This is a genomic window from Bacteroidota bacterium, assembly GCA_016722565.1.
GTDB lineage: Bacteria > Bacteroidota > Bacteroidia > 2-12-FULL-35-15 > 2-12-FULL-35-15 > 2-12-FULL-35-15.
On record JADKIU010000007.1, the window covers coordinates 452,183 to 476,614 of the forward strand.

General features: G+C 36.8%; 23 protein-coding genes. 10 read left to right on the plus strand and 13 right to left on the minus strand.

Annotation, left to right across the window (positions count from 1 at the left end):
* Positions 1 to 3: 3 nt before the first annotated feature.
* The 5 genes from IPP64_16820 (at position 4) to murI (ending at position 5,431) form a co-directional block, all read left to right on the plus strand.
* Positions 4 to 741: an isoprenyl transferase gene (locus IPP64_16820; protein ID MBL0331025.1), complete on the plus strand. Its 738-nt coding sequence runs from the start codon at positions 4 to 6 to the stop codon at positions 739 to 741.
* A gap of 28 nt (positions 742 to 769) precedes the next feature.
* Positions 770 to 3,334 carry an outer membrane protein assembly factor BamA gene (bamA, locus tag IPP64_16825; protein ID MBL0331026.1) on the plus strand — a complete coding sequence of 855 codons (2,565 nt, stop codon included), beginning with the start codon at positions 770 to 772 and terminating at the stop codon, positions 3,332 to 3,334.
* 55 nt (positions 3,335 to 3,389) lie between these two features.
* A complete protein-coding gene (locus tag IPP64_16830) occupies positions 3,390 to 3,938 on the plus strand; it encodes an OmpH family outer membrane protein (protein ID MBL0331027.1) in 549 nt (182 codons plus the stop codon).
* Between the two features lie 45 nt (positions 3,939 to 3,983).
* A complete protein-coding gene (locus IPP64_16835; GenBank protein MBL0331028.1) occupies positions 3,984 to 4,523 on the plus strand; it encodes an OmpH family outer membrane protein in 540 nt (179 codons plus the stop codon).
* Between the two features lie 83 nt (positions 4,524 to 4,606).
* Positions 4,607 to 5,431 carry a glutamate racemase gene (murI, locus tag IPP64_16840; GenBank protein ID MBL0331029.1) on the plus strand — a complete coding sequence of 275 codons (825 nt, stop codon included), beginning with the start codon at positions 4,607 to 4,609 and terminating at the stop codon, positions 5,429 to 5,431.
* A gap of 63 nt (positions 5,432 to 5,494) precedes the next feature.
* On the opposite strand, the gene IPP64_16845 is transcribed toward murI, so the two are convergent.
* From IPP64_16845 to IPP64_16870, 6 genes are all read right to left on the minus strand, one after another.
* Positions 5,495 to 6,016 (minus strand): gamma carbonic anhydrase family protein, encoded by a 522-nt coding sequence (locus IPP64_16845; protein MBL0331030.1) that lies wholly within the window; start codon positions 6,014 to 6,016, stop codon positions 5,495 to 5,497.
* A 24-nt stretch (positions 6,017 to 6,040) separates the two neighbouring features.
* The gene (locus IPP64_16850) at positions 6,041 to 6,952 is read right to left on the minus strand and encodes a DUF2167 domain-containing protein (protein ID MBL0331031.1); all 912 of its coding nucleotides are present in this window, start codon (positions 6,950 to 6,952) and stop codon (positions 6,041 to 6,043) included.
* Positions 6,953 to 7,047: 95 nt separating this feature from the next.
* The gene (locus IPP64_16855; GenBank protein MBL0331032.1) at positions 7,048 to 7,416 is read right to left on the minus strand and encodes a heavy-metal-associated domain-containing protein; all 369 of its coding nucleotides are present in this window, start codon (positions 7,414 to 7,416) and stop codon (positions 7,048 to 7,050) included.
* Between the two features lie 63 nt (positions 7,417 to 7,479).
* Positions 7,480 to 9,711: a TonB-dependent receptor gene (locus tag IPP64_16860; protein MBL0331033.1), complete on the minus strand. Its 2,232-nt coding sequence runs from the start codon at positions 9,709 to 9,711 to the stop codon at positions 7,480 to 7,482.
* An 86-nt stretch (positions 9,712 to 9,797) separates the two neighbouring features.
* Positions 9,798 to 10,259 carry a hypothetical protein gene (locus IPP64_16865; protein MBL0331034.1) on the minus strand — a complete coding sequence of 154 codons (462 nt, stop codon included), beginning with the start codon at positions 10,257 to 10,259 and terminating at the stop codon, positions 9,798 to 9,800.
* A gap of 51 nt (positions 10,260 to 10,310) precedes the next feature.
* A complete protein-coding gene (locus tag IPP64_16870; protein ID MBL0331035.1) occupies positions 10,311 to 10,598 on the minus strand; it encodes a hypothetical protein in 288 nt (95 codons plus the stop codon).
* A gap of 70 nt (positions 10,599 to 10,668) precedes the next feature.
* On the opposite strand from IPP64_16870, the gene IPP64_16875 reads away from it, so the two are divergent.
* From IPP64_16875 to IPP64_16890, 4 genes are all read left to right on the plus strand, one after another.
* On the plus strand, positions 10,669 to 11,826 hold the full coding sequence (locus IPP64_16875; GenBank protein MBL0331036.1) for a cystathionine gamma-synthase: 1,158 nt from the start codon (positions 10,669 to 10,671) through the stop codon (positions 11,824 to 11,826).
* 100 nt (positions 11,827 to 11,926) lie between these two features.
* A complete protein-coding gene (locus tag IPP64_16880; protein MBL0331037.1) occupies positions 11,927 to 12,670 on the plus strand; it encodes an SDR family NAD(P)-dependent oxidoreductase in 744 nt (247 codons plus the stop codon).
* A gap of 44 nt (positions 12,671 to 12,714) precedes the next feature.
* Positions 12,715 to 14,808 (plus strand): T9SS type A sorting domain-containing protein, encoded by a 2,094-nt coding sequence (locus tag IPP64_16885; GenBank protein ID MBL0331038.1) that lies wholly within the window; start codon positions 12,715 to 12,717, stop codon positions 14,806 to 14,808.
* A gap of 312 nt (positions 14,809 to 15,120) precedes the next feature.
* Positions 15,121 to 16,026, plus strand: coding sequence for a pentapeptide repeat-containing protein (locus IPP64_16890; protein MBL0331039.1), 906 nt, complete (start codon positions 15,121 to 15,123; stop codon positions 16,024 to 16,026).
* A gap of 56 nt (positions 16,027 to 16,082) precedes the next feature.
* On the opposite strand, the gene IPP64_16895 is transcribed toward IPP64_16890, so the two are convergent.
* From IPP64_16895 to IPP64_16905, 3 genes are all read right to left on the minus strand, one after another.
* On the minus strand, positions 16,083 to 16,529 hold the full coding sequence (locus IPP64_16895; GenBank protein ID MBL0331040.1) for a hypothetical protein: 447 nt from the start codon (positions 16,527 to 16,529) through the stop codon (positions 16,083 to 16,085).
* A 16-nt stretch (positions 16,530 to 16,545) separates the two neighbouring features.
* A complete protein-coding gene (locus IPP64_16900; GenBank protein MBL0331041.1) occupies positions 16,546 to 17,442 on the minus strand; it encodes a hypothetical protein in 897 nt (298 codons plus the stop codon).
* A 138-nt stretch (positions 17,443 to 17,580) separates the two neighbouring features.
* Complete coding sequence (locus IPP64_16905; protein MBL0331042.1) at positions 17,581 to 19,512, minus strand: 1-deoxy-D-xylulose-5-phosphate synthase; 1,932 nt, start codon at positions 19,510 to 19,512, stop codon at positions 17,581 to 17,583.
* 123 nt (positions 19,513 to 19,635) lie between these two features.
* Here IPP64_16905 and IPP64_16910 point away from each other — a divergent pair, with 123 nt between their 5' ends.
* On the plus strand, positions 19,636 to 20,799 hold the full coding sequence (locus IPP64_16910) for a DUF4421 family protein (GenBank protein ID MBL0331043.1): 1,164 nt from the start codon (positions 19,636 to 19,638) through the stop codon (positions 20,797 to 20,799).
* A 191-nt stretch (positions 20,800 to 20,990) separates the two neighbouring features.
* Here the strand turns inward: IPP64_16910 and IPP64_16915 are convergent, their stop codons facing one another.
* From IPP64_16915 to IPP64_16930, 4 genes are read right to left on the minus strand one after another with little or no spacing between them, the layout of a single operon-like run.
* Positions 20,991 to 21,668, minus strand: coding sequence for an ABC transporter ATP-binding protein (locus IPP64_16915; protein ID MBL0331044.1), 678 nt, complete (start codon positions 21,666 to 21,668; stop codon positions 20,991 to 20,993).
* Complete coding sequence (locus tag IPP64_16920) at positions 21,669 to 22,928, minus strand: ABC transporter permease (GenBank protein ID MBL0331045.1); 1,260 nt, start codon at positions 22,926 to 22,928, stop codon at positions 21,669 to 21,671.
* Position 22,929: 1 nt separating this feature from the next.
* Positions 22,930 to 24,018, minus strand: a complete 1,089-nt coding sequence (locus tag IPP64_16925; GenBank protein ID MBL0331046.1) for an efflux RND transporter periplasmic adaptor subunit — start codon at positions 24,016 to 24,018, stop codon at positions 22,930 to 22,932.
* A gap of 3 nt (positions 24,019 to 24,021) precedes the next feature.
* Positions 24,022 to 24,426: a hypothetical protein gene (locus IPP64_16930; GenBank protein MBL0331047.1), complete on the minus strand. Its 405-nt coding sequence runs from the start codon at positions 24,424 to 24,426 to the stop codon at positions 24,022 to 24,024.
* Positions 24,427 to 24,432: the final 6 nt, after the last annotated feature.

Here is a 24,432-nt window from a genome sequence, read left to right on the forward strand (position 1 = left end):
GAAATGAAAGAAAAAATAAACCTTGAAAAATTACCACAGCACATTGCAATCATCATGGATGGCAACGGACGCTGGGCAAAACAACAAGGGGAGCAACGAATCTTCGGGCATGAAAATGGAGTAAAATCTGTTCGCGATGCCGTAGAAGCCGCTGCCGAATTGGGCGTAAAATACCTCACACTTTATGCCTTTTCAACTGAAAATTGGAACCGCCCGAAGGAAGAAGTCATTGCATTGATGCAACTGTTGGTGCATACAATCAGTGCTGAAACAAAAACATTGAACGAAAACAAAATCCGCTTACAAGCCATTGGCGATTTAAAAAGTTTACCGGAAGATTGTCTTTTCGAATTGCAAGAAGCAATTGAAAACACAAAGAATAATAACCGCACCACACTGGTACTGGCGTTGAGTTACAGCTCACGTTGGGAAATTACAAATGCCGTGAAACGCATTGCAGAACAAATAGAAAACAAAAAACTTACTGCTGCACAAATAACGGAAGAGATTATCAATGCGAATTTAAACACAGCAGATATGCCGGAACCGGAACTGATGATTCGCACCAGCGGTGAACACCGCATCAGCAACTTTTTATTGTGGCAATTGGCTTACTCTGAACTTTATTTTACTGATAAATTATGGCCCGACTTCCGAAAAGAAGATTTATACGAAGCTATAGTTGATTATCAAAACCGTGAGCGCAGATTTGGGAAAACGAGCGAACAATTAATTTCATAAACAGGATTACCTGGAATACAAAACGAATATGCATCTAAAAATAAAAATACTTTTTTTCCTTTTTCTGGTTGGCTTCAATGTAACCGCTCAAGAAGTAATTAAACTCGGTGGCGACTCAACAGACATCGACTTTTCTGTTCCCAAAGAATATAAAGTAGGTGGTGTTACAATCATCGGTGCAGAGCACTTGGATCAAGGCGTTTTGGTGTTGCTTTCCGGATTAGCACTGGGCGACAAGGTACAAGTGCCGGGAGAAAAGTTTTCTACGGCCATCTCCAATCTTTGGAAACAAGGGTTGTTTGAAGATGTAAAAATTACCGGTCGTGTTCAAGGAGAAAATATTTTTGTAACCATCACCGTAGTTGAACGCCCGCGTCTTTTGAAATTCTCTTTGAAAGGGATGACAAAAAGCGAAGCGGATGATGTGCGTGAAAAAATAAAATTATTTAAAGGAACGGTTGTTACCGATCGATTACTCTCTTCTACTCATGCTAAAATAAAAGAGTTTTTTGTCACCAAAGGTCACATGGATGTAAAGGTGGACATCAAACAGGAGAAGGTAGAAAAGGCGGACAATGCAGTGATTCTTTACATCACAGTTGACAAAGGGAGCATGATCCGCATCAAAGACATCAACTTGGTTGGAACCAACAGCATTAAAATGTGGAAACTCCGCAGAACCTTTGATGAAACAAAACGCAGGTTCTGGTGGAATCCGTTTAACTCCGGAAAATTTGATGAAGACAATTACGAAAAAGATAAAAAAGCACTCATTGCCAAATACAATGAAAAAGGATTTCGTGATGCAAAAATTGTGCGTGATTCTATCTACAGAACTCCAGGTTCAAAAAAACGCATCAGCATCGATATCGTTGTAAGTGAAGGAAGCAAATATTATTTCAGAAATGTGACTTGGGTAGGAAACAGTAAATACACCGCTAAAACATTGGCTGAAGTTTTCGGAATTAAAAAAGGAGATGTGTATGACCAAGCGGAGTTAGAGCAAAAATTATTTATGAATCCAAATGGAAATGACATCAGTTCATTGTACATGGATGAAGGATATTTGTTCTTTAATGTGAATCCGGTTGAAACAATGGTAACAGGCGATTCCATAGATTTGGAAATGCGAATTTTTGAAGGAAAACAAGCCACGATTAATAAAGTGACGATTGTAGGAAATTCAAAAACCAACGACCGAGTTATTTTACGTGAGATCCGAACAAAACCAGGACAATTGTTCAGACGTTCGGATGTTATTCGTTCACAGCGTGAGCTTTCGCAATTGGGGTATTTTGATCCTGAGAAAATGAATGTATTACCAACACCAAATCAAGCAACCGGAACCGTTGATATTGAATATACCGTTGAAGAAAAACCTTCCGATCAAATTGAGTTATCCGGTGGATATGGTGGCGGACGTGTTGTTGGAACACTTGGTGTTTCGTTCAACAATTTCTCTGGAAGAAATTTCTTCAAAAAAGATGCTTGGCGCCCTTTACCTTCCGGTGATGGACAACGCTTGAGTGTTCGTGCGCAATCCAATGGTTTGTTTTTTCAATCCTATAATATTTCATTTACAGAACCTTGGTTAGGAGGTAAAAAACCAAATTCGTTGAGTGTTACTGCGTATTATTCTGTTCAAACAAACGGACAAAAGAAATTAGTGACCAGTAGCGTAACCGGTGAAAAAATCGACAACCCATTGCGTCAATCACTCGATATTTTTGGTGTTTCTGTAGGATTAGGGAAACGACTAAAAAAACCAGATGATTATTTCACCTTGTATCAAGAATTAAATTATCAATACTATACGTTGAATAATTTCAACTCGATTTTCTCATTCAGTAAAGGATATTCTAACAACATCTATTATAAAATATCCATTCAACGTAACAACATTGACAAACCGATTTTTGAAACCAGAGGTTCACAAATTGCTTTAACCGGACAATTTACACCACCGTATTCCTACTTCAACAATGTGGATTATGCGAGTCCAACTCTTACAGACCAGCAACGTTATAAGTTTGTAGAATATCAAAAATATAAGTTTACAACCACCTTCTTCACGCCAATCACCAATAAACGCGGGGCAGATGGAAAAGAGGCACGCAATTTGATTCTGAAGACATCAGCAGGTTTTGGATTCCTAACTTCCTACAATAGCAAAGTTGGAATTTCACCTTTTGAACGTTTTTATTTAGGAGGAAGTGGTTTAACAGGATTTGCTTTGGATGGTAGAGAAATTATTGCTTTGAGAGGATACGATGATCAATCATTGTCACCACGAACAGGAGCAGCGTTTATTACAAAATATTCAGCTGAATTAAGATTCCCTGTATCTTTAAACCCTCAAGCAACAATCTATGTTCTTGGATTTGCTGAAGCCGGAAATTCCTGGGATCGATCAAAAGATTTCAATCCTTTTGATGTTTACCGTTCTACAGGAGTTGGGGTAAGGGTATTCTTACCAATGTTTGGTTTATTAGGGTTTGATTACGGTTGGAGATTGGACGATGTACCGTCTAACTTAGGAATGCAAAAAGGACAGTTCCACTTTACAATTGGAGCATCTATTGGAGAGTTATAATAAATTACTAAATTCGTACCGTTATTCGGGCGAATGACTAAAAGAGAAGAAAAAAATGAAGAAGTTAATCTTGACACTCAGCATTTTGATTGCAACATCCGTTGCAACATTTGCACAGAAATTTGCTTACGTTGATACAGAATATATCTTAGGACAAATTCCTGAATATAAATCAGCACAAGCTGAATTGGATAAAATATCCATTCAATGGCAAAAAGAGATTGAAGCAAAATATGCTGAAATCGATAAAATGTATAAAGCCTACCAAGCAGAGCAAATTTTGCTTACCGATGATATGAAAAAGAAACGTGAAGCGGATATCATCGCAAAAGAGAAAGATGCCAAAGATTTACAAAAACAACGTTTTGGTGTAGATGGCGAACTTTTCAAAAAGCGTCAAGAATTGGTTAAGCCCATTCAAGACAAAGTTTACAATGCCATTAAAGCTGTAGCAGAAAAAGGTGCATATTCTATTATCTTTGACAAATCAAGTGACTTAACAATGCTGTATGCAAGTTCAAAACTTGACAAAAGCGATGATGTATTAAAACAATTAGGTTATGGTGCGGGTGCAAAACCATCTACACCCCAAAACAAAAAATAATTAACTATCAATTTAAAACAAATCAAAAACCAAAAAATAAATACTATGAAGAATTTTTTTAAAATAGCTGTTGTAGGAGTTGCATTAGTAGTAAGTTCGTTTACAGCTTCAGCTCAAAAAGTTGCACACATCAATTTGGATTCATTAATCACGTTGATGCCTGAATCAAAAGTAGCTCAACAAGCTGTTCAAGATTATGCAAAACAATTGGAACAACAAATTGTGGCAATGCAAACCGAATTGCAAACAAAATATGAAGCATTCCAAAAAGATGCTCCAAACATGGCACCAATTGTAAAAGAGTCGAAAGAAAAAGAATTAAACGACTTAAATCAACGTATTACTGATTTCCAACAACAAGCACAAGCTGATTATCAAAGAAAAAGCGCTGACTTATCGAAACCTGTTTACGAAAAGGCTAAAAAAGCAATTGATCAAGTTGCTAAAGAAACCGGTTATAAATATGTGTTAGACACTAGTACAGGTTTGGTTTTGTACAGCGAACCAACAGAAGACATCATCAATGCAGTTATGAAGAAATTAGGAATTACAGCTCCAGCTGCAAATACTCCTCCAAAAAAATAAGCATTCCTTTACAAATATTTAAAGCCCTGAGTCAATAACTCAGGGCTTTTTTATTTGTATATTTGAGATACAAATTATTCCCCTTGAACAAAAAAAAACCAATAGGTGTATTCGATTCCGGTTTCGGAGGCTTAACTGTTTTAAAAGAAATTGTAAAACAGATGCCTCAGTATGATTTTATCTACTTGGGCGATAATGCACGTGCTCCCTATGGTCCTCGTTCATTCGAAACTGTATATGAATACACTTTAGCGTGCGTAAAAAAATTGTTTGATATGGATTGTGAGCTGGTTATTTTAGCCTGTAACACCGCTTCAGCAAAAGCACTCAGAACTATTCAACAAAAAGATTTGCCGACTCTCGCTCCAAACAAACGCGTATTAGGCGTCATTCGTCCGACTACTGAAGTGGTTGGAAAATTAAGTAAAACAGGACATATTGGTGTTTTAGGGACAACAGGAACAATAACATCCAACTCCTACCCGATTGAAATCTCTAAATTTTATCCGGAGATTACGGTACATCAGGAAGCTTGCCCGATGTGGGTTCCGATTGTGGAAAGCAATGAAATTGAAAATGAATCCACCGATGCATTTATTAAGCAGCATTTAGACAATTTACTCTCTCAGGACAAAAATATCGATACGATTATTTTGGGTTGTACGCATTATCCCTTGCTGATGAATAAAATTAAACAACAGTTACCTGAAAACATTCTCTTATTATCGCAAGGAGAAATTGTTGCAGACGGGTTAGTGGATTATTTAAAACGCCATCCGGAAATGGAAGAGAAATGTTCAAAAGGAAATTCTATTGAATTCTATACTACGGATGCACCCGAAAAATTTGACAGTGCGGCCAGCATGTTTTATGGGAAAGAAGTAAAATCAAAACACATGGAGTTGTAAAACAACTCAAAAAAGAGATTGCTTCGTCATTCTTCCTCGCAATGACGCTCCAAAATTAGCAGATCACTTCTCTTCTTTAAACCAACCACTATACATGATGTAATTATCTGCAATCCGATTGATTTCTCCTTTGATTAATTCCTGATTGATGTCTTTCACTTTTTTTGCAGGAACACCGGCATAAATCACACCTGACTCAACTTTTGTATTTTCCAATACTACCGCACCGGCAGCAATGATGGTATTACTTCCGATTTCACAGTTATCCATTACAATGGCTCCCATCCCAATTAATACATTATCATGAATCGTACAACCATGAACCAAGGCATTGTGACCAATAGAAACATTATTTCCAATCACAACTTTTGTCTTTTCGTAAGTACAATGAATTACTGCACCATCTTGCACATTTACTTTATTTCCCATACGAATGGAATTCACATCCCCACGAACAACCGCATTGAACCAAATACTGCATTGGTTGCCCATTACAACATCTCCAACAACTGTTGAATTTTCTGCGAGGTAACAATCCTCTCCGAATTTCGGATGAATGCCTTTAACCGGTTTTAATAATGCCATACGAATAGGTCTATTTTAAACTTTTTATTCTACTTTTTTCTTGAAAATTTTATTTTTAAAAGCTGCGAATATTCCAACAACAGCAATAGCAATTAGTTTCCATCCCTTTACTAAAAAAATTCCCAGTTTAGCAAGCATTCCTGTTTTTGCCAAGATACCACCGGCAATCAAACCACCAATACCATACTCTGCAACTTTATCAATGCTTGAATCAAAATCATCGTATTGATTTCCGGCATTAAAATTTGTGCTTAACAAAATAGCATCAATGTTTTTTTCAACTGTTTTGATATTGTCCATTCCGGAAACAATGTTCATCACCAAAACCCCTTTTCTTCCAAGCATTCGGATGTTATAATTGAGTGTATTGACTGAATCACTTCCAAATTTTAATTCTTTCGCCCAATGTAATTTATGTGTCGCCTTATCATAAAAAGGGGCTTTTGCCCATCCTACTAAAGCAATTGCGTCATAGCCTTGTTTCACTCTTTCTGCACTCCCATCAACTGTTTGCTGCTTCATTTCATCTAAGAGTTCATTATAGTCATAATCTTCTGCATCATCATCATCAACATGACCATCCTCTTCGTAGGTATAAACAATTGCCCAAGATTCTGCGGCTAGCATATTTACATTTTCAGGAATAAGGATACCAAGAACATCCGCATCTGCAGGGTTTCCCCAAACTTCTTCCAAAATATATCTGGCGTCCTTCCCTTCTAAGAATGAAAAACCTTTCGGAACATTAATTGTGGCTAAATCACTTTTTAAAAGAATTTTTCCTTTTTTGTGATCCAGTGCATTTACTGTACTATCGAGCTGCAAAAGAGCATTTGCAAATGCTACAGAATCTAATTCAACGCTTGTCGAATCAGGTGCTGCATTAATAAGAAATGGCGCGCATAGGATTAGGATGCACAATCGTAAGTTTTTCATGTTTCAGTGTTTTAGTTACGTAAATGTAAAAAAATAAAGACATGAAATCAGATTTATTTATGCTTCACCATCAATCGCTTTATCAATGGGAGAAGTTACTTTTTATCGTTACAAACTGCACCCTTTTTGCAACAAGCATCTAATTTTTTGTAGGCTTTCGGGTCAGCTGGAACATCATCAGCATCGTACCCAATTTTTGAAAGGGCCATCCTTAACTTCTCGGGTGTGGTTTTTTGAGGGTTATAAGTAACAATTAAAACTTTCGACTCAACATCTAATGTTGATTTTTTAACGCCCTTTTCGAAGGCCATATTTTTTTCGATGGTTTCTTTGCACATGTCGCAAACAGATGATGTTTTAATCTTCAGCTCAGCAGTTGTTGCATTTTGTGCCTTTAAGTTCGCTGCTGACAACACAAACAATAATATAATGTTTACAAATAAAATTGATTTTATATTTTTCATATTTTTAGTTTTAGATCTCTATGCTTCGGTCGAAATGAGACAAAGCAGTTGAGAGGATGTTCGTTATTTTATTTCTAATCGTATTCCTAAATAAATAATTCGTCCTTCCACCGGTGCATAAATCATCGATGCATCAAAATTAGGACCGAAAGGGTTTTCAGAAGCTACTATCGGATTTTTTTGTGTGTAGTTCAAAATGTTTTCACAACCCAAATACGTTTCAAATTTTCTGAATTTTTTAGTAATCTGGGCGTTGAACAAAAAGTATTCTTTGGAGTATTTCGGCAACTTGTATTGCAAAGGGCTCAATTCTGTACTTGGGATTCTACTCTTCCCTAACCAGTTGGTTGTAAAATCAAACTTCCAGATTTCCATGTACGTTGAATACGCCATATTCATCATCAAACGGTGTTTCGGAACGTAAGGCTTGTCCATCAACTCATCCCGATAGCTATCGGGATTGTATGTTGATTTTACATCATACCATTTGTATGCAAACTTCATTACAAATTCTTCGAAAGGCTCAAAACCCATATCCACTTGTAAACTATGTGAATATGATTTTCTTTTCAAATTATAAAACACTACTTTGTTTACACTTTGATCCAAATCCATGATGACTTGATTTTCAAAATCGGTTCTAAAAAAATCAAGGTTGATGAATGCCTCGTTCCCGAACAATTTAAATTGTTGATTTCCTGAAAAACCATAATTCCATGCTACTTCGGGATTTAATTGTTCATTCATCACAATGATTCTCGAGCTTGCAAAAACGGCTTGATTTTCAACAAAAACATTGCTTGTTCGAAACCCTCTTCCGCCCGACAAACGCAACGTTGTTTTCTTTCCGGGATTGAATCGCATGTGCAAACGAGGTGTATAAAACATACCGTGTAAATTATGATAGTCGGCTCGAACACCAGCCACCAAAGAAAAGTTTTCGGCATGTGTATATGTGTATTCTGCAAATACACCCGGAACACTTTCTGTTCTTGCAAAAGTGGTATCATTAAATGTTTCATCATAATCATCCAACAAGTAGCTTGCACCTAATTTATATTTATGGTCGGTGGTGGAAATAATGTTTGCAAAAATCACATTGGCATAAAAGTTTTTTTGAATGCCTTTATAATTTCTTAGGCCAAAATACATGTCCTGTTCTTGCCATTTCCCGGATGTTTGAATGCCCAAGCTTTTATAGGGTTTAGAAGGAAACATAAACCCCGTTTTAGAAAAGTATTCCAACGATTTTGTATTGATTCCGATTCCATAATTATTGGATGAATCTCTTTCCGGAGCGTATACAAAATTGGTTTGTCCACCTTGACGTGTTTCATACAAGCCTTTTATACCAAACTGAGCTTCAAAGTTTTTCTGATTATGGAAATCCCATCGATTAAAAACATTGTATTGTTGTGTTAGCGGCATATCCAAAAACCCATCTTTATTCATATCTTGTTTCATGGTATTGGAGCTGGCATGCGTAAACAACATCGTAGCTAATTTTGTATTCAACTTTTTTGCTAAATGCAAATTTGCTTCTGCTCTTCCTTTTTGGTTTCCATAAACATTGATAAAAATTCGCTTCTTCTGCTCTTGTGGTTTTAAAAATTCCAGATTGATTTGTCCGGATATACTCTCATACCCATTCACAACAGAACCTGTTCCTTTGGTAACAAGAATATTTTCAATCCAAGTTCCGGGAATATAATTGATTCCGTAAGCAGCAGAAAGTCCGCGTAACATCGGCATATTCTCTGAAAGAATTTGCGTATACACACCATCTAATCCGAGCATCTGGATCTTTTTTGCACCAGAAACAGCATCTGTAAAGGCTACATCTACCGATGCATTGGTGCTGAAACTTTCAGATAGATTACAGCAAGCCGCTTTCAGTAATTCTTTACCGGATATCACTTCAGTATTAATCGGGGTAAACAGTTTGTTTAAGGTGGTGCTTTGTTTTTCTGTGACTTCAACCGCTGTTAAATTCAGCGAATTTACCAATACAATATCTAGTGTTTGATTGGACACATCAAAAGTAATTGTATCGCTTTGATAACCCATCACACTTACAATTAACTTGGCAGGAATTGTATCCGGATATGCTAATTGAAACTTCCCATCCAAGTCGGTGGTGGTTCCGATTGTCGTCTTCAACCAGTAGACATTCGCTCCGGGTAGTGCTTCATTTTTTCCTTTATCATCTGTGCCCCTGACTTTGCCCGAAATTGTTTGGGCAGCAATGGTTTTCGCAAATAATAAAAGGATTATTAAATAGAATAATCGATTCATTTGATTTGTATTGTTTAAGTAAGATTTCTCCGCGTTGGTCGAAATGAGAATCATGCTCACAAGCACAATTACCTACTAAAACAAAATCAAATGGTAAGGGTAGAAATAAAATTCAAGAGTGTTCGCCCGTATAATGGCGGAGGTAAATCTGAAAATTGAAATGCTAATTTGCTTTCTGAAACTGTTGAAGAATCGGTTTCTGAAAAATAAAATAGGGATTGATAAATGAGAGGTTGTTCTACCGATTGTTTTTGTGAGTTTTGAAAATCTTTTAAATTGAATGTGTAATTATTAATATCACAACATTCTCCTTTTTTAATCACATCCAGTCCAGATAAAACAGGAAGTTCTTTTTCTTCATCACAACAATTGGTTGTTGCAGATGGAGCCATTGCCATCTTTGGAGAACAACAATCTTCAATCATCGCCAAGGAAACTTTTCCTTTTCCACTCTTTAAGCAGACCATTGAACTAATGGTAAAGCCTAAGCTGGAGAAAAGAAAAATTGCTGCTAAAAAAACAGCTGTTATTTTTTGGAATGTTTTCATTAGAATAGAACGAAGGTACAAAAATTGGATTGCATTAAAAATTAAAAAATGTTAAATCCTTTTCAAGCCCATTGTCTTATTAAAGATGTATTGAAAAAAGAGCGTTATAAAAACCATAATTAGTATACCACCGGTCATCTCCGCAAAATGAAACGCAAACGCGGCTGTGTCTGGCGCTCCCATCGTCAGAAAAGTGTTTATCATTCTAATGACTGTAATAAACAAAGGGATAAAAACCACCATCATACCGGAAATGATATACGTTAGGTAAATTCGTTTTGAATTTATTCGTTTGAATATCCAACTCACCAATAATGGCAAAAAAATCGCGTAAAGCATTGGGTAAAGTTCAACCAAAAAACTATAAAATCAAATATTTGTTACCTTTACACTTCAAATAAACAATCTTATGTCAGATACTACAAAATTAGGCTTTGGAACAAAAGCGATACATGCAGGACAAGAGCCTGATCCAACAACAGGAGCCATCATGACTCCCATATACCAAACATCCACGTATTGGCAGGAAAGTCCAGGTAACCACAAAGGATACGCTTATGCCCGTGGTAAAAACCCAACACGGACTGCTTTAGAAAAATGCTTGGCGGAATTAGAAGGAGCAAAACATGCATTGTGCTTTTCAAGCGGAATGGGTGCGATTGATGCGGTAATGAAATTGTTGCGTCCGGGGGATGAAGTGATTACAGGTGATGACTTATATGGTGGTAGCTATAGAATGTTTACGAAGGTGTTTGCACCATTTGGAATCAAGTTTCATTTCATCGATATGAAAGATGTGAATGTGATTAAAAAACACATCAATGCCAACACAAAAATGATTTGGTTGGAAACACCTACCAATCCAACGATGCAGATTATCGACATTGAAGCATGTGCGAAAATTGCAAAGGAAAATAAATTGATTTGTGCTGTTGACAATACGTTTGCCTCTCCTTATTTACAAAACCCATTGGCATTGGGAGCTGATATTGTGATGCATTCTGCAACAAAATATTTGGGTGGACATAGTGATGTGATTATGGGGGCATTGTGTGTTAGTGATGATAACTTATATACACAATTAGCATTTATACATAATAGTTGTGGGGCAACACCCGGACCAATGGATAGCTTTTTGGTTTTACGCGGGTTAAAAACATTGCACATCCGAATGGAGCGTCATTGTTTTAATGGAAGAAAAATTGCAGAATTTTTAAAAACACATCCTAAGATTGATAAGTTGTATTGGCCCGGATTTCCGGATAGCCAGAATCACGACATTGCCAAAAAGCAAATGAAAGATTTTGGTGGAATGATTTCATTCTCCTTAAAAGGAAATAAACAAGAAGATGCTTTTAAAATTGCATCCAGCATGAAGGTGTTTTCATTGGCAGAATCTTTAGGAGGCGTTGAGTCGTTGATTAATCATCCGGCAACAATGACCCATGCTTCTATTCCAAAAGAGGAGCGTGACAAAGCAGGAGTAGTAGAATCACTTTTAAGACTAAGTGTGGGAATTGAAAATGTAGAAGATTTGATTGCTGATTTAAAGCAGGCATTGGGATAACAGAATCATTTTCCGACTGATATTATAAAAAGCAAGAGCATAAAAACCTCTTGCTTTTTTTGTTTTATTTGGCTATCTTTATGATATACAAAATGTGAGAATGAACTATTATTACATAACCGGAACGAGCAGAGGAATTGGAAAAGCGTTTGCTGAACATTTATTGGAAAACCCATCAAACAGAGTGATTGGAATTTCTCGTCACAGAAGCATTGAGCACCAAAATTATAAGCACTCTTACTTAGATTTAACGGATGTAGGGGCGATATCGAAATTCAAATTTGATTTGCACGCAAATGCAAAAAAAGTATATCTGATAAACAACGCAGGGGTTTTGGGATTTATTAAGCCGGTAGGTAAATTGGATGCAGATACCATTATTAAAAATTATACGGTGAATTTAATTGCACCAACCGTTCTTACAAATGCTTTTATTGAATGTTATGATTCTACCGATGCTGAAAAAGTGATTCTGAACATCAGCTCCGGAGCCGGCAAAAATCCGATAGACGGATGGGCTGTTTATTGTTCCTCAAAAGCAGGAATTGACATGTTTAGCCGGGTGGTGGATGCAGAACAAAAAATCAGGGCAACAAAGCCCCAGGAGAGCATTCACAAAGGGTTTCACATCTTTTCGATTGCTCCGGGCGTAGTAAATACGACCATGCAAGATGAAATACGGGCAGCGCAGAAGGAAGACTTTAGCCGATTAGAAGACTTTATCGGTTATAAAGTCAATAATGAACTTTCGGAGCCTGAATTTGTTTCTAAAAAATATATTAATATATTAGCTAACATAAACAGTATTAAGGGTGTACTTTCATCCATCAAAGACTACGAATAAAAAATCATCCCCTCTCTAAACTATAATTTAAAATGCTATTAAAAATGAACACATTTACCAAACTTTTCGGAATCGCCCTTCTTTCGGTAATTTCAGCGAGCATCACGCGAGCACAAGATTTAAAACCTTGCAGCACATCCGAAATGATGGCGAAGTATTTTGAGGAACACCCTTCCTTAAAAGCGCAATATCTTGCTGACGAAAAAGCAGCCGAAGAAGCTGATTTTATTGCTTTTAAAAACGGCTACAAAGATGCTGACGGGCGTGCAATGCTTCCGATTTATACCATTCCCGTTGTTTTTCATATTCTTCATGAAGGTGGACCGGAAAACATTTCCGATGCACAAATTCATGACCAAATGCGTATTTTGAATGAAGATTATCGCAAATTAAATGCAGATATTTCTGCTGTAGTACCATCTTTTACAGCAATTGCAGCAGATTGCGAAATACAGTTTCGTTTAGCTCAAAAAGATCCATCTGGAAATTGCACCAATGGTATTGATCGCATTTTTTCATCTGAAACCAATGTAGGGGATGATGATTCAAAATTAAATCAATGGCCACGCAACAAATATTTAAACATTTGGGTTGTTAAAACCATTTCTAGCGGAGCAGCAGGATATGCGTATAAACCTGGTGCAACGGTGTTTGCTCCCGCAAATGATGGAATCGTAATCTTGTCAACTTATGTTGGAAGTATCGGATCCGGTTCACCCTTCCGCTCACGTGCATTAACACATGAAATCGGGCATTATTTAAACCTTGATCATACGTGGGGCGGAACCAATGACCCTGGTGTTGATTGCTCGGCAAGTGATGGAGTATCTGATACACCAACAACTATGGGTCATACAGCATGTCTATTGTCCGATGCGGTTTGTAATCCTCCGATTATTGAAAACGTACAAAATTATATGGAGTATGCTTATTGCAGCAATATGTTTACAGCCGGACAAAAAACAAAAATGCGTACCGCACTTACCAGCACAACTGCGTCCAGAAATAATTTATGGTCGCCAGGCAATTTAACTGCAACCGGCTTGAGTACACCTTCTGTCTTGTGTTTGGCTGACTTTCAATCAAATGATGTTTTAAATACTGTTTGTCAAGGGGATAGTTTAACATTCACCGACTTATCTTGGAATGGTGATCCAACAAGCTGGACATGGACTTTCCCAGGGGGAACACCATCCACTTCAACCGATTCGATGCCAACAATTACCTACAATACGCCAGGAGTGTATGATGTAACGCTAGTAGTAGCCAATGGATCAGGCTCCGTAAATGCTACTAAAACATCTTATGTAACAGTGTATCCAAATACAGCTACTTATTCGTCTACTTTTTATTCTGAAGGATTTGAAGGAGCTGCAGTACCGAATGTTGACTGGAATGTACGTAATGCAAATGCAGGATCTAATACTTGGACGCAAACCACTGCTGCGGCAGCCACCGGAACTAAATCAGTGCGCATTGTGAATTCAAGTACTTACGACACGCATATTGACGAATTGATTTCTCCGCCAATTGACATGACGGCCATTTCAGGAACGCCAACTTTAACCTATAAATTTGCACATGCGCAAAAAACGGCAACATCTGCTGATAAATTACAAATTTATGTGTCTGCTACTTGCGGACAAACATGGTCGTTGCGTCAAACAATGACTGGTGCTACACTTTCAACAGCTGGAGTTGTTGCAGGTTCATTTGTTCCTACAGCATCTCAATGGACAACAAAATCGTTAAGCTTAGCTTCTGTTGCTTCAGAACCAAGTTTATTTCTAATGTTTAAATTCACCAGCGATGCCGGAAATAATATTTATTTAGATGATATTAATATTATGGGTGCGGTTGGTGTTGACGAGTTAGCAAACAACTTGAACTTTAATGTATATCCAAATCCTGCTGAAGATAATACCATTATTACCTTCAACTTATTGGAAAGCAAACAAACCAACATCACGATTTATGATGTTGTAGGAAAAGAGGTAGCAACAGTTGTAAATGGAAACGTGAGTGCCGGTGAGCATCAATATTCGATTTCTGAAAACACAAAGTTGTCTGCCGGAGTATATTTCATCAAACTAACAGCAGATGGTGAAAGCTTCACAAAAAAATTAATTGTAAAATAGAGCTTCCAAAAATTCAGATTGTTTCTAAGTTTAGCAGAAACCTTCTGAGTAAGGTGAGTTCAAAACACCATTCTCTTTAAGTTTTAAAAATCCCTCTTCAGAATCTGTTGAGGGATTTTTTATAGAATGGCAGAAAAAAACAAGGTTTAATAAACCTTTCTTATAACTAACCAATAAAATAATATAAAAACAACTACTGGTTGTCAAAAAACAACTGAATGTAGGGCATTTACAACCACAAGTAGTTGTTTTTATTTGCAATACGCCTATGAGACAAAATAACTTTGCAGCATCTAAAAACAAAAAAATATGATGCTAAACTCAAAATCAATTGGCAATAAAATTGCCGAAGCAAGAAAGAAAATAAATCTTTCTCAAAGTGAACTTGCACAGCAAGTGTCAATCAGTCCTCAAGCAGTGGGCAAATGGGAACGTGGGGAGTCGATGCCCGACATTACGACCCTAAGCCGGCTTGCAGAAATTTTCGGAGTGGACCTAAACTATTTCTCGGATAGTTTTCAAACCAGCGCATCGCTTTTGTCGACAAGCGAAAAACAAAAGACGGATGTCGTTGAAACTTCTGATGCTCAGCCAAGAAAAAAATTTGATTGGAATTGGGATATGTCAAAAGGAAACTGGGCTGATGCTGACTTTTCGGGGCTAAAAAATTTAAAAGAAAAATTTAGCTCTTCCAATATGAAGAACTGCAACTTTTCGAATGCAGATTTATCGGGGCTTATTTTGGGAAACAACAACATTGAACTATGTAATTTTTCATCTTCAGACCTCCGCGACAGCAAAATTCAATCCTCCAATTTATTAAATAATCAGTTCACTAATTGTTCGTTTATTGACGCGGAATTTTTAAAAAATAATATTGAGAAATGTAATTTCTCTGAAGCAAACTTTTCCGGAGCAGAATTTTCCGGAGTAAATTTTGAAAGCAATATCATCAAAGACGTAGTATGGAAGTTTACTTCCTTTAAAAAAACAAACCTAAGCAATGTTGTTTTCGAAGGAAAATTTGAAGATTGTCATTTTGAACAGTGTGGATTTTACAAAGTAACTTTTCAAGATGCTACAATTCTGAATACTTTTTTTAAGTACAACGAAAAATTTAAACGCGTAGAGTTTATCAACTGTCTTGTAGATAAAATCACGTATGCATTTTTAAAAAACAACCAAGCGAATTTGTCAGGGGTGACAATTATAGAATGATGGGAATAAAAAAGTCCCGCTATTTCTGGCGGGACTTTCCATTTATCATCAATTTTCTATGCTTTTTTGAATCCTACCATTATAGAAACGCAACCGGAAGGAAGAACTGAACTGGTGGATTCGGATTCAGGAACCAAAACTTCCACAATGAATTGTTGCGTGTTTTTTACTTTAAAATCCCAAAAATCAGGATAATCATTTTTTCGACTATCGAAAACCACCTTTCGGTTGGTATCCATCACTCTGAAAGCAAGATCACCCAATTGAGGTTGTCCACAAACCAATATCCGGTAGTCTTGACCCGAATAAAAGGTGATGTTTAAGGAAGTTTTTTGCCCTGCACTCATGGTAGATGTATTTATCTGTCCACTTTGCTGAAAAGGCTGAATTTTAGGCATGCACTTTTTTTTTGTAAAAGCGCTACACTGGGCGTTGATAGCCGTAGATGTGAAGGTTAAGATGCCGATAGCAATCAAAACAATCAAGGAGTATCTCTGTTTCATCAAGGCATTTTACGCCTTATTGGATGATTTTGTTTCTAATTTCAGCACATTTATCTGAAATTAGCTTCAATTGAGCTGCATTTAGTTTAAAATCGCTACCATTCGAAATGGTAGAAACGTGATTTACGGAGTCTGTAGTCGCAATTGTTTCGTTCGCATTAGCAGGAATCACATCAAAAGCCTTTTTAAGATCGGTAAACTGAGCCAACAAGGCCGGAATTGCATCATTTTCAGACTTATAGCTCTCTAACAACGCAATAAGATTCTCCAAAGAAAGCTTTTGCTCCCCTATTCTGGTAACAACTCCATCATTTTTGGTAGTTGCAGCAATTTGAGTAGCAATGTACAATCCTTCAATCCAACCACCTGCTACAATTAATGCAGAAACGCCCGGCTGACCATTATCTTTCAAGTATGCATCCGCATTCCAATAGGAGTCGGAAATGATTGCTAATAAAGAGTCTCTATTTTGCATGTTTGCTTCAATCCGAGAGGTTGTTGTTTCGTCAAAAGCACCGCTAATGCCTAAACCACTTGCTAGTTTGTTTGTGCAACGCAAGTACAACATGGATTCTTGTGTTTGATCAAAGATGCTGGTAAAGCTTAAATCTGACCCATAAACTCCTAAATTCAATGCTTTGGCAGCTACCGTTTCATATTTCCCTGCATTTTCGATAGGGTTTAAAATTTTTGCATTGTATTTGGCACCGGCAGCCTTCAATAAGGTGGTGGTTTCAATTGGAGATGGTATAGAATAGAACACATTTTGCGCTTTCACATCCTTCACTTTGGTGGTAGCATTTGCTGTATCAACCGCTTCAGTTGAAGAGTCATCTGTTGAAGAACCACAAGCAATAAGAAGCATTGAGGCAGCAATAAATGTAGCGAATTGTGTTGTTTTTTGAATAGTCATCTCTTTAACGTTTTTTTAAATTTCCTCCAAATATAATACAATATCATCAGCAACAACAAGAGTTTTTATAACTTGTGGAAAAAATAAAAAAACCGCCAAAGCCTCAGCTAAAGCGGTTCAAATACCTTTTTAAAAAAATTATCCTACCATCGTGTTTTTCTTGAACCCGACCATTTCAACTGCTGTTTTTATGATGCTTTCAACATCATAACCGCACTCGGTATATAGTTCTTTTTGTTCGCCATGCTCAATGTATTTATCTGGAATGCCCAATCGTTTTACGCTTGCACTATAGTTATTATCAGCCATAAACTCCAAAACGGCACTTCCCATTCCGCCCATAATACAACCATCTTCAATCGTGATGACTTTTGTGTATTTTGAAAACACTTCGTGTAGGAGTTGCTCATCAATTGGTTTCACAAAGCGCATATCATAATGAGCTGCTTTAATGCCTTGTAATTCCAATGCTTTGCAAGCAGCAATCGCATTATTACCAATGTGTCCAATGGTTAAAAATGCTATGTCTTCACCTGTTTGAACTCTTCTTCCTTCACCTATCCTAACCTTTTGAAAAGGTGTTTTCCAATCAATCATGACACCGTTTCCACGTGGATAACGAATGGAGAAAGGAGCATTTGTTTCAGGAAGTTGAGCGGTATACATTAAATTACGCAATTCTTCTTCATTCATAGGTGCCGAAACAATCATATTCGGAATACAACGGAAAAATGCTAAATCATAAGCGCCATGGTGTGTCGGACCATCAGCACCGGCCAATCCTCCTCTATCCAAACAGAAAACTACATGCAATTTTTGCAAGGCAACATCGTGTATCACTTGATCGTAGGCACGTTGCATAAAAGAAGAGTAAATATTGCAAAAAGGAACCAATCCTTGTGTCGCCAACCCGGCTGAAAAAGTAACGGCATGTTGCTCTGCAATTCCTACATCAAAAGCTCTGTCGGGCATTGCTTTCATCATAATATTAAGTGAACAACCGCTCGGCATGGCCGGAGTAATTCCCATAATTTTCGAATTTTTCTCCGCCAGCTCAACAATGGTATACCCGAATACATCTTGGTATTTGGGTGGTTGTGGTTCCTTAGGTACGATTTTGATAATTTCTCCTGTATCCTTATTAAAGAGGCCCGGGGAGTGCCAAACTGTTTGATTTCCTTCTTCCGAAAACTTATATCCTTTCCCTTTTTGAGTGAGAATGTGTAAAATTTTAGGTCCGGGAATATCTTTTAAATCTTGCAATACTTTTGTCAAACGTTCCACATCATGCCCATCTACCGGTCCGAAATAACGGAACTTCAATGATTCAAACATATTACTTTGTTTCAGCAAGGAGGATTTGATTCCATTCTCAATTTTAGACGCAATTTCTTGAGCATTCGGTCCGAACTTACTGATTTTACCTAGCAAATTCCAGACTTCATCTTTCACTCGGTTATAGGTATGTGATGTAGTGATGTCCGTTAAATATTCTTTCAATGCCCCCACATTCGGGTCAATGCTCATGCAATTGTCATTTAAAACAACTAATAAATTGGAGTTGGTAATTCCGGCATGATTGAGTGCTTCAAAAGCTTGACCGGCTGTCATAGCGCCATCACCGATAACAGCAATGTGCTGACGTTGTTTCTCGCCTTTATAGGCAGAAGCCACCGCCATTCCCAACGCGCCTCCGATAGAAGTGGAAGAATGCCCGACACCAAATGTATCGTATTCACTTTCCGATCGTTTTGGAAAGCCACTAATTCCCTTATAAACCCGGTTGGTATGAAAAACCTTTCTGCGACCAGTCAAAATCTTATGTCCGTAGGCCTGATGCCCCACATCCCATACTAATTGATCATACGGAGTATTAAAAACGTAATGCAAAGCAACAGTAAGTTCCACAACACCTAAGCTGGCACCAAAGTGTCCGCCTTTTTGAGAAACAACATCAATGATGAACTGACGCAGCTCTTTGCTGAGCTCGGGAAGTTGTTCTTCTTTTAACTTTCTTAAATCTGCCGGATACTCAATTTGTTCCAGCAATTTACCTGCTTTAAATTCCATTCCTAATTGGGAGTACAATATATTCATACAAAGATAAAATAAATTACAATAGCATCGATTAACAATATATAGTGAGTAAAATCAGGGCAAAAACGCAATCCGGTAGAATTTGTTTGACGGAGCATGAATTTTTTAGAATATTTAACACATTGTTTTACTTTTGCAGTAAGAGCAACCGGATTCATGTTAAAAAAAAACGTCCTTTTCCTTTCATTCATTGCGATAACGTTCTTCAGTCATGCTGGCGAAGTAGACACGAATTATGTGCAACGGTTCAAAAATATTTTTGCTGTTAAAACATTCTTAGTCAACAATGGCTTTATCTACAATTTAACACCACGCAACAACAATTTGTTTACGGAGCAACAACTGAATGATGCCAAATTGTATTATTCGCCTCATATTCCAACTACGGCAGGCGTTTCTTTGAATATAAAAGGAATAGGATTTACCTATATTTTTAAATTCACCAACGATTATTTGGATACAACAGGGCGAGTAAAATCAGGGCATAAACAATTTCAGATGAATATCTACGGAACACGCTTTGGTTTTGAGGGATATTACATGGATTATCAACGATTCTATTTTCACTATAAGGGAGATGAAATATTAAATAAAAATTACAACAATGATATCCGTTCTTATAAAGTTGGAGCAAACGCGATATTTATTTTCAATGGAAAGAAATTCTCATACAATGCGGCTTTTAATCAAACGCAATTGCAGAAAAAAAGTGCAGGATCCGGAATTATGGTTCTCTCGTTGCGATTTGATGAATTAAAAAGTGGCGATTTAATTCCAGATAGTGTCAAAGCATTTTATGGCAATATTTCCAACTTACAAAGGAATCGAAACATTGCATTTTTTCTCCAGGGTGGTTATGCATTCAATTTAACAAAAAACAATTTTTATTTTTCGAATGCCTATATTGTTGGTGCCGGAATTCAGTCACAGATTTACAAATACCCAATAGGAAACCATTATAGAATTGCATTACCCTTGATTGGAAGAGCGAAAGCCAGCATGGGTTATAATGGGAAAGTGTTCTTCGGAGGTGTTTTTGCGAATGCAGATGTTACACAATCACAAATCAAAACATTACGAACGCAGCAGTTTCAATATTCTTATGGGGTATTTATTGGTTTAAGAGCAATTGAATTCACCAAAAACAAATCACAATTGCGTAAAGAAGCGAAAGAAAAGAAAATGGCAGAGGATGCAGCAAAAAAGAAATTAAAAGAAGAACAGAAAAAAGCGGCACGAGAAAAGAAGAAAAAGAAATAAAACCGCTATTTTTTTTCGGAGCGATCAGGAAGAAACAAGATTATAAATGTTGAAATAACTGGTAAAAGTATTCCAAGCAAGAACCAGACTTTCGGATTCCGTCCCATTCGTTTTGCAAAGCGAGAGGTAATGAGCGGGAGGCTCATCATAAAAAGTATTCCTAAACCTATAAAACCTGCAGCTCCCATTTGTTAAACAACCTCGCCATCACTTAAGGTAATGATCCGATCCGTTTTATTTGCAAAGTTCATATCGTGTGTTACCACAACGATGGATTGATTAAACTGTTCTTTCAGTTCTTTAAAAATTTCAAAAACATTCTGTGAGTTCTTCGAATCCAAATTTCCTGTTGGTTCATCCCCAAAAATAATTTTTGGATCATTAATTAAAGCTCTGGCAATAGCGACTCTTTGTTGTTGTCCTCCTGAAAGTTTATTCGCTTTTTTTAGTGCTTGGTCGCGCAAACCTAATAAATCCAATTTTTTATATGCCCGTTCTTTAATTTCTTCTTCACTGAATTTAGCAAGTTTATTGGCTGGCAGGCAAACATTTTCAAGAACGGTAAACTCCGGCAACAGATAATGAAATTGAAACACAAAACCGATTTTTTCATTCCGGATTTCTGCCAATTCATTTTTAGTTTTCAAACTTAGATCATCGCCATCAAAATAGATGTGTCCTGTATAATCAGTATCTAATGTGCTTAAAACATAAAGCAGAGTAGATTTTCCGCTGCCGGACGAACCAACGATGGAAACAAATTCCCCTTGATTAATCTGAACATTGATGTTTTTCAATGCTTGAAATTCAACCGGATCATGAAAGCTTTTGTTCAGATCTTTTGTTTTTATGATGGAAGTAGCGTTCATTTATTTCGATCGAATTATATCAATTGCATCCACTTTTGCGGCCTTACGTGCCGGAAGATATCCCGCCACAGCTGTTGTGATAAGTCCGAATACAAAAGCAAACAAATAAAAAGCCGGTGTTGAGTTAAAATGCAAATACTCCATCGACACAAATCCTTTGATGTCCATTCGAATGCCTCCAACTATTTTCTGCATTAAGAAACCTACCAGCAAACCCAACAAACCACCGCAAATTCCAATAACTAATGATTCCGTAAGAAAAATAATTTTTATATCTCTATCCTTGTAGCCAATCGCTTTCAGAATAGCGATATCAGGCATTTTCTCATAAATAATCATCATTAAAATATTAAATATTCCAAAACCGGATACCACTAAAATGGAGACTATAATTAAGTAAGTAACCATGTTTTGAATTTTAAAAACGCTAAATACGCTTGCATTTGCTTCTTTCCAATCAATGGTTCGAAATCCAAATTTCGTATGATACAATTTTGCCAACTCTTCGGAACGTTCAAAATCTTTCAATTTAATATTGATATCAGTAATGTACTCCCCATCCACCTGCAATAATTTTTGCGCATTGCGAATGTTAATGTAGGCTCTGCTTTTATCCACATCTGTTAATCCACTATGATTAATTCCCACAATCTTCATATCTAAATTTACACCCAAAGGGGAAACGACAGAAATGTTATCATTCAATTTGGCACCTAGTAAATCGGCAAGTCCGTCACCTAAAATAATTCCATTGGGGATTGTTTCTAATTTGGTAATATCCCCTTGCCTCATGTTTTTAGCAACATCAAACAAAATATTTTCTTTGATGATATCCACTCCTGAAACGCGTCCGGCTATTTGAGAAATCCCAACTTTAAAAATAGCCTGAGAGCCTAAAAACGGTGAAACCCCTGCAACACGAGGATCTTTTTCCAAAACAGAAATGATTTGATAACCATTTTTAATTTTTGTTTTTTCATCTTTTGGTTTTTGATTTTGAACGGCATTCCAATGGTGAGGATCCGGATTCATTTTATCTAAAATGCTCGCTCGATTCTTTTCTGCTTCATTATAGATTCGAATGTTCGCAGTAGTGTTTACGGTTTCCTGAATAAAAAAATCTTGAAAGCCGGACATTAATCCTGCTTGAAAAATAAAAATAGCGATTCCGAATGTTACACCTAACATCGCAACAATTGTTTGTCGCTTTTTAGAGAACAAATGAGTTAATGCAATTTTAAAAAGTGGATTCTTATTCATTTTAAGGCATTTCAATTTCCATTGTTTCATCAACCCCTTCAAGAATTTCCACAAACTCCAAGTCGGATACACCCTTCTTTATTGTTGTCAATTCTTTACTTCCTTTCTTTTTCACTTTAGTCCCTTCAACTAAAAATTCACGGGGGATGACCAATACATTTTTCTTTTCGGAGATGATGATGTTTGCCTCCACGGACATCCCGGAATATATTTGTGTGGTAGCATCCAATTGAATCGATGCCAATACTTTTGATGTTTTATTACTTTGATTGATACGCGGGTAGACCTCCACCACTTTGCCTTTAAACACAGCATCCTTATAAGCATCAATTGCAAAAACAATCTCCTGATTGATCTTAATTAATGAGATATCTGTTTCATCAACGCTTAGTTCAATCTCAAATCGCTCACCATCACCAATCTCCATGAGCATAATTTGAGTGTTGATTAGCTCTCCCTCTTTTGGAGCAATATCATACACCTTTCCATTGACTGCAGAAGTAATTGTATAATCATTTTTGTTGGATACTTGTGCTTCGTATTGCAACTGTGCATTTTCGAGCTCCACACGAATTTTATCTTTTGTATTAATGAACGAACTCAATGCTTTTAAATAGTTTTGTTTTGAAATATCAAACTGCGTTTTTGACTGATCGAGCTGTAATTTTGATGTGGCATTTTCCTTCATCAAAACCAAGAATCGGTTATAATTTACAGAATCCAATTCGTATTTTGATTTTGCAGAAGCGACATCTTGTTTCAATGCGGTGAGGTAAGCAGAATTTTGATTCGCATTATTCTGTGCCAATTGCAATAAGTTTTTAGCGGTATTTACATTCAATTCACTCACCTCACTTCGGATGGTCATTAATGCTTGTCCGATTTTTACTGAATCTCCCACTTCTACATGAATTTTTTCAATATATCCTGGTAACTTGCTGAATACTTTATAATCATTAATTGGAAATATTTTACCGGAAGCATACACGGCTTGCGTGAGGTCTTTCCGCGAAGGAATAGCTGTATCATCTTTGCTATTGCACGCTGCAATGACAATTGTTACAAATGCGATTAGGGTAAATTTTTTCATTTTTTATTTGTTTTCAATATTTAAAAATAATTTTTTGTGCACGCGTGTTAGTACGTTTTCGAATATCAGCCGAATGAATACATTCGCCTGAATTGACACCTTCTCTGTTATTTCCGTAGTACTTCCGTGTGGCACCAGCACAAATTCTAACTTTAACAAAACACCTTTTCTGACAACGGAGCTCATTGTTATTGTTTTGCTTTTTTCAAGAGCATCCAACCTCACTTTATAATTAAAACGAAAAGGAATAAACAGAACATTTATTTTTTCATAAAAGATATATTCATTTTCTCCAGCACTATCAATCTTATAAACTACAGGATGAACGCTAACAAAGTTAAGCATATCCGACAATTCATCATAAATGATGTTTGCAGGTTTAGATATATTATACCGAAGTGTCACCATTTTCTT

Excerpts from the sequence above, each read along its gene's own strand:
- IPP64_16835 (MBL0331028.1), top strand. The coding sequence starts at position 3,984 with ATGAAGAATTTTTTTAAAATAGCTGTTGTAGGAGTTGCATTAGTAGTA.
- IPP64_16885 (MBL0331038.1), top strand. The coding sequence starts at position 12,715 with ATGAACACATTTACCAAACTTTTCGGAATCGCCCTTCTTTCGGTAATT.
- IPP64_16930 (MBL0331047.1), bottom strand. The coding sequence starts at position 24,426 with ATGGTGACACTTCGGTATAATATATCTAAACCTGCAAACATCATTTAT.
- IPP64_16910 (MBL0331043.1), top strand. The coding sequence starts at position 19,636 with ATGAATTTTTTAGAATATTTAACACATTGTTTTACTTTTGCAGTAAGA.
- IPP64_16900 (MBL0331041.1), bottom strand. The coding sequence starts at position 17,442 with ATGACTATTCAAAAAACAACACAATTCGCTACATTTATTGCTGCCTCA.
- IPP64_16925 (MBL0331046.1), bottom strand. The coding sequence starts at position 24,018 with ATGAAAAAATTTACCCTAATCGCATTTGTAACAATTGTCATTGCAGCG.
- IPP64_16875 (MBL0331036.1), top strand. The coding sequence starts at position 10,669 with ATGTCAGATACTACAAAATTAGGCTTTGGAACAAAAGCGATACATGCA.
- IPP64_16920 (MBL0331045.1), bottom strand. The coding sequence starts at position 22,928 with ATGAATAAGAATCCACTTTTTAAAATTGCATTAACTCATTTGTTCTCT.
- IPP64_16830 (MBL0331027.1), top strand. The coding sequence starts at position 3,390 with ATGAAGAAGTTAATCTTGACACTCAGCATTTTGATTGCAACATCCGTT.
- IPP64_16890 (MBL0331039.1), top strand. The coding sequence starts at position 15,121 with ATGCTAAACTCAAAATCAATTGGCAATAAAATTGCCGAAGCAAGAAAG.
- IPP64_16915 (MBL0331044.1), bottom strand. The coding sequence starts at position 21,668 with ATGAACGCTACTTCCATCATAAAAACAAAAGATCTGAACAAAAGCTTT.
- IPP64_16820 (MBL0331025.1), top strand. The coding sequence starts at position 4 with ATGAAAGAAAAAATAAACCTTGAAAAATTACCACAGCACATTGCAATC.
- IPP64_16895 (MBL0331040.1), bottom strand. The coding sequence starts at position 16,529 with ATGAAACAGAGATACTCCTTGATTGTTTTGATTGCTATCGGCATCTTA.
- IPP64_16850 (MBL0331031.1), bottom strand. The coding sequence starts at position 6,952 with ATGAAAAACTTACGATTGTGCATCCTAATCCTATGCGCGCCATTTCTT.
- IPP64_16860 (MBL0331033.1), bottom strand. The coding sequence starts at position 9,711 with ATGAATCGATTATTCTATTTAATAATCCTTTTATTATTTGCGAAAACC.
- IPP64_16880 (MBL0331037.1), top strand. The coding sequence starts at position 11,927 with ATGAACTATTATTACATAACCGGAACGAGCAGAGGAATTGGAAAAGCG.
- IPP64_16845 (MBL0331030.1), bottom strand. The coding sequence starts at position 6,016 with ATGGCATTATTAAAACCGGTTAAAGGCATTCATCCGAAATTCGGAGAG.
- IPP64_16855 (MBL0331032.1), bottom strand. The coding sequence starts at position 7,416 with ATGAAAAATATAAAATCAATTTTATTTGTAAACATTATATTATTGTTT.
- bamA (MBL0331026.1), top strand. The coding sequence starts at position 770 with ATGCATCTAAAAATAAAAATACTTTTTTTCCTTTTTCTGGTTGGCTTC.
- IPP64_16870 (MBL0331035.1), bottom strand. The coding sequence starts at position 10,598 with ATGCTTTACGCGATTTTTTTGCCATTATTGGTGAGTTGGATATTCAAA.
- IPP64_16905 (MBL0331042.1), bottom strand. The coding sequence starts at position 19,512 with ATGGAATTTAAAGCAGGTAAATTGCTGGAACAAATTGAGTATCCGGCA.
- IPP64_16865 (MBL0331034.1), bottom strand. The coding sequence starts at position 10,259 with ATGAAAACATTCCAAAAAATAACAGCTGTTTTTTTAGCAGCAATTTTT.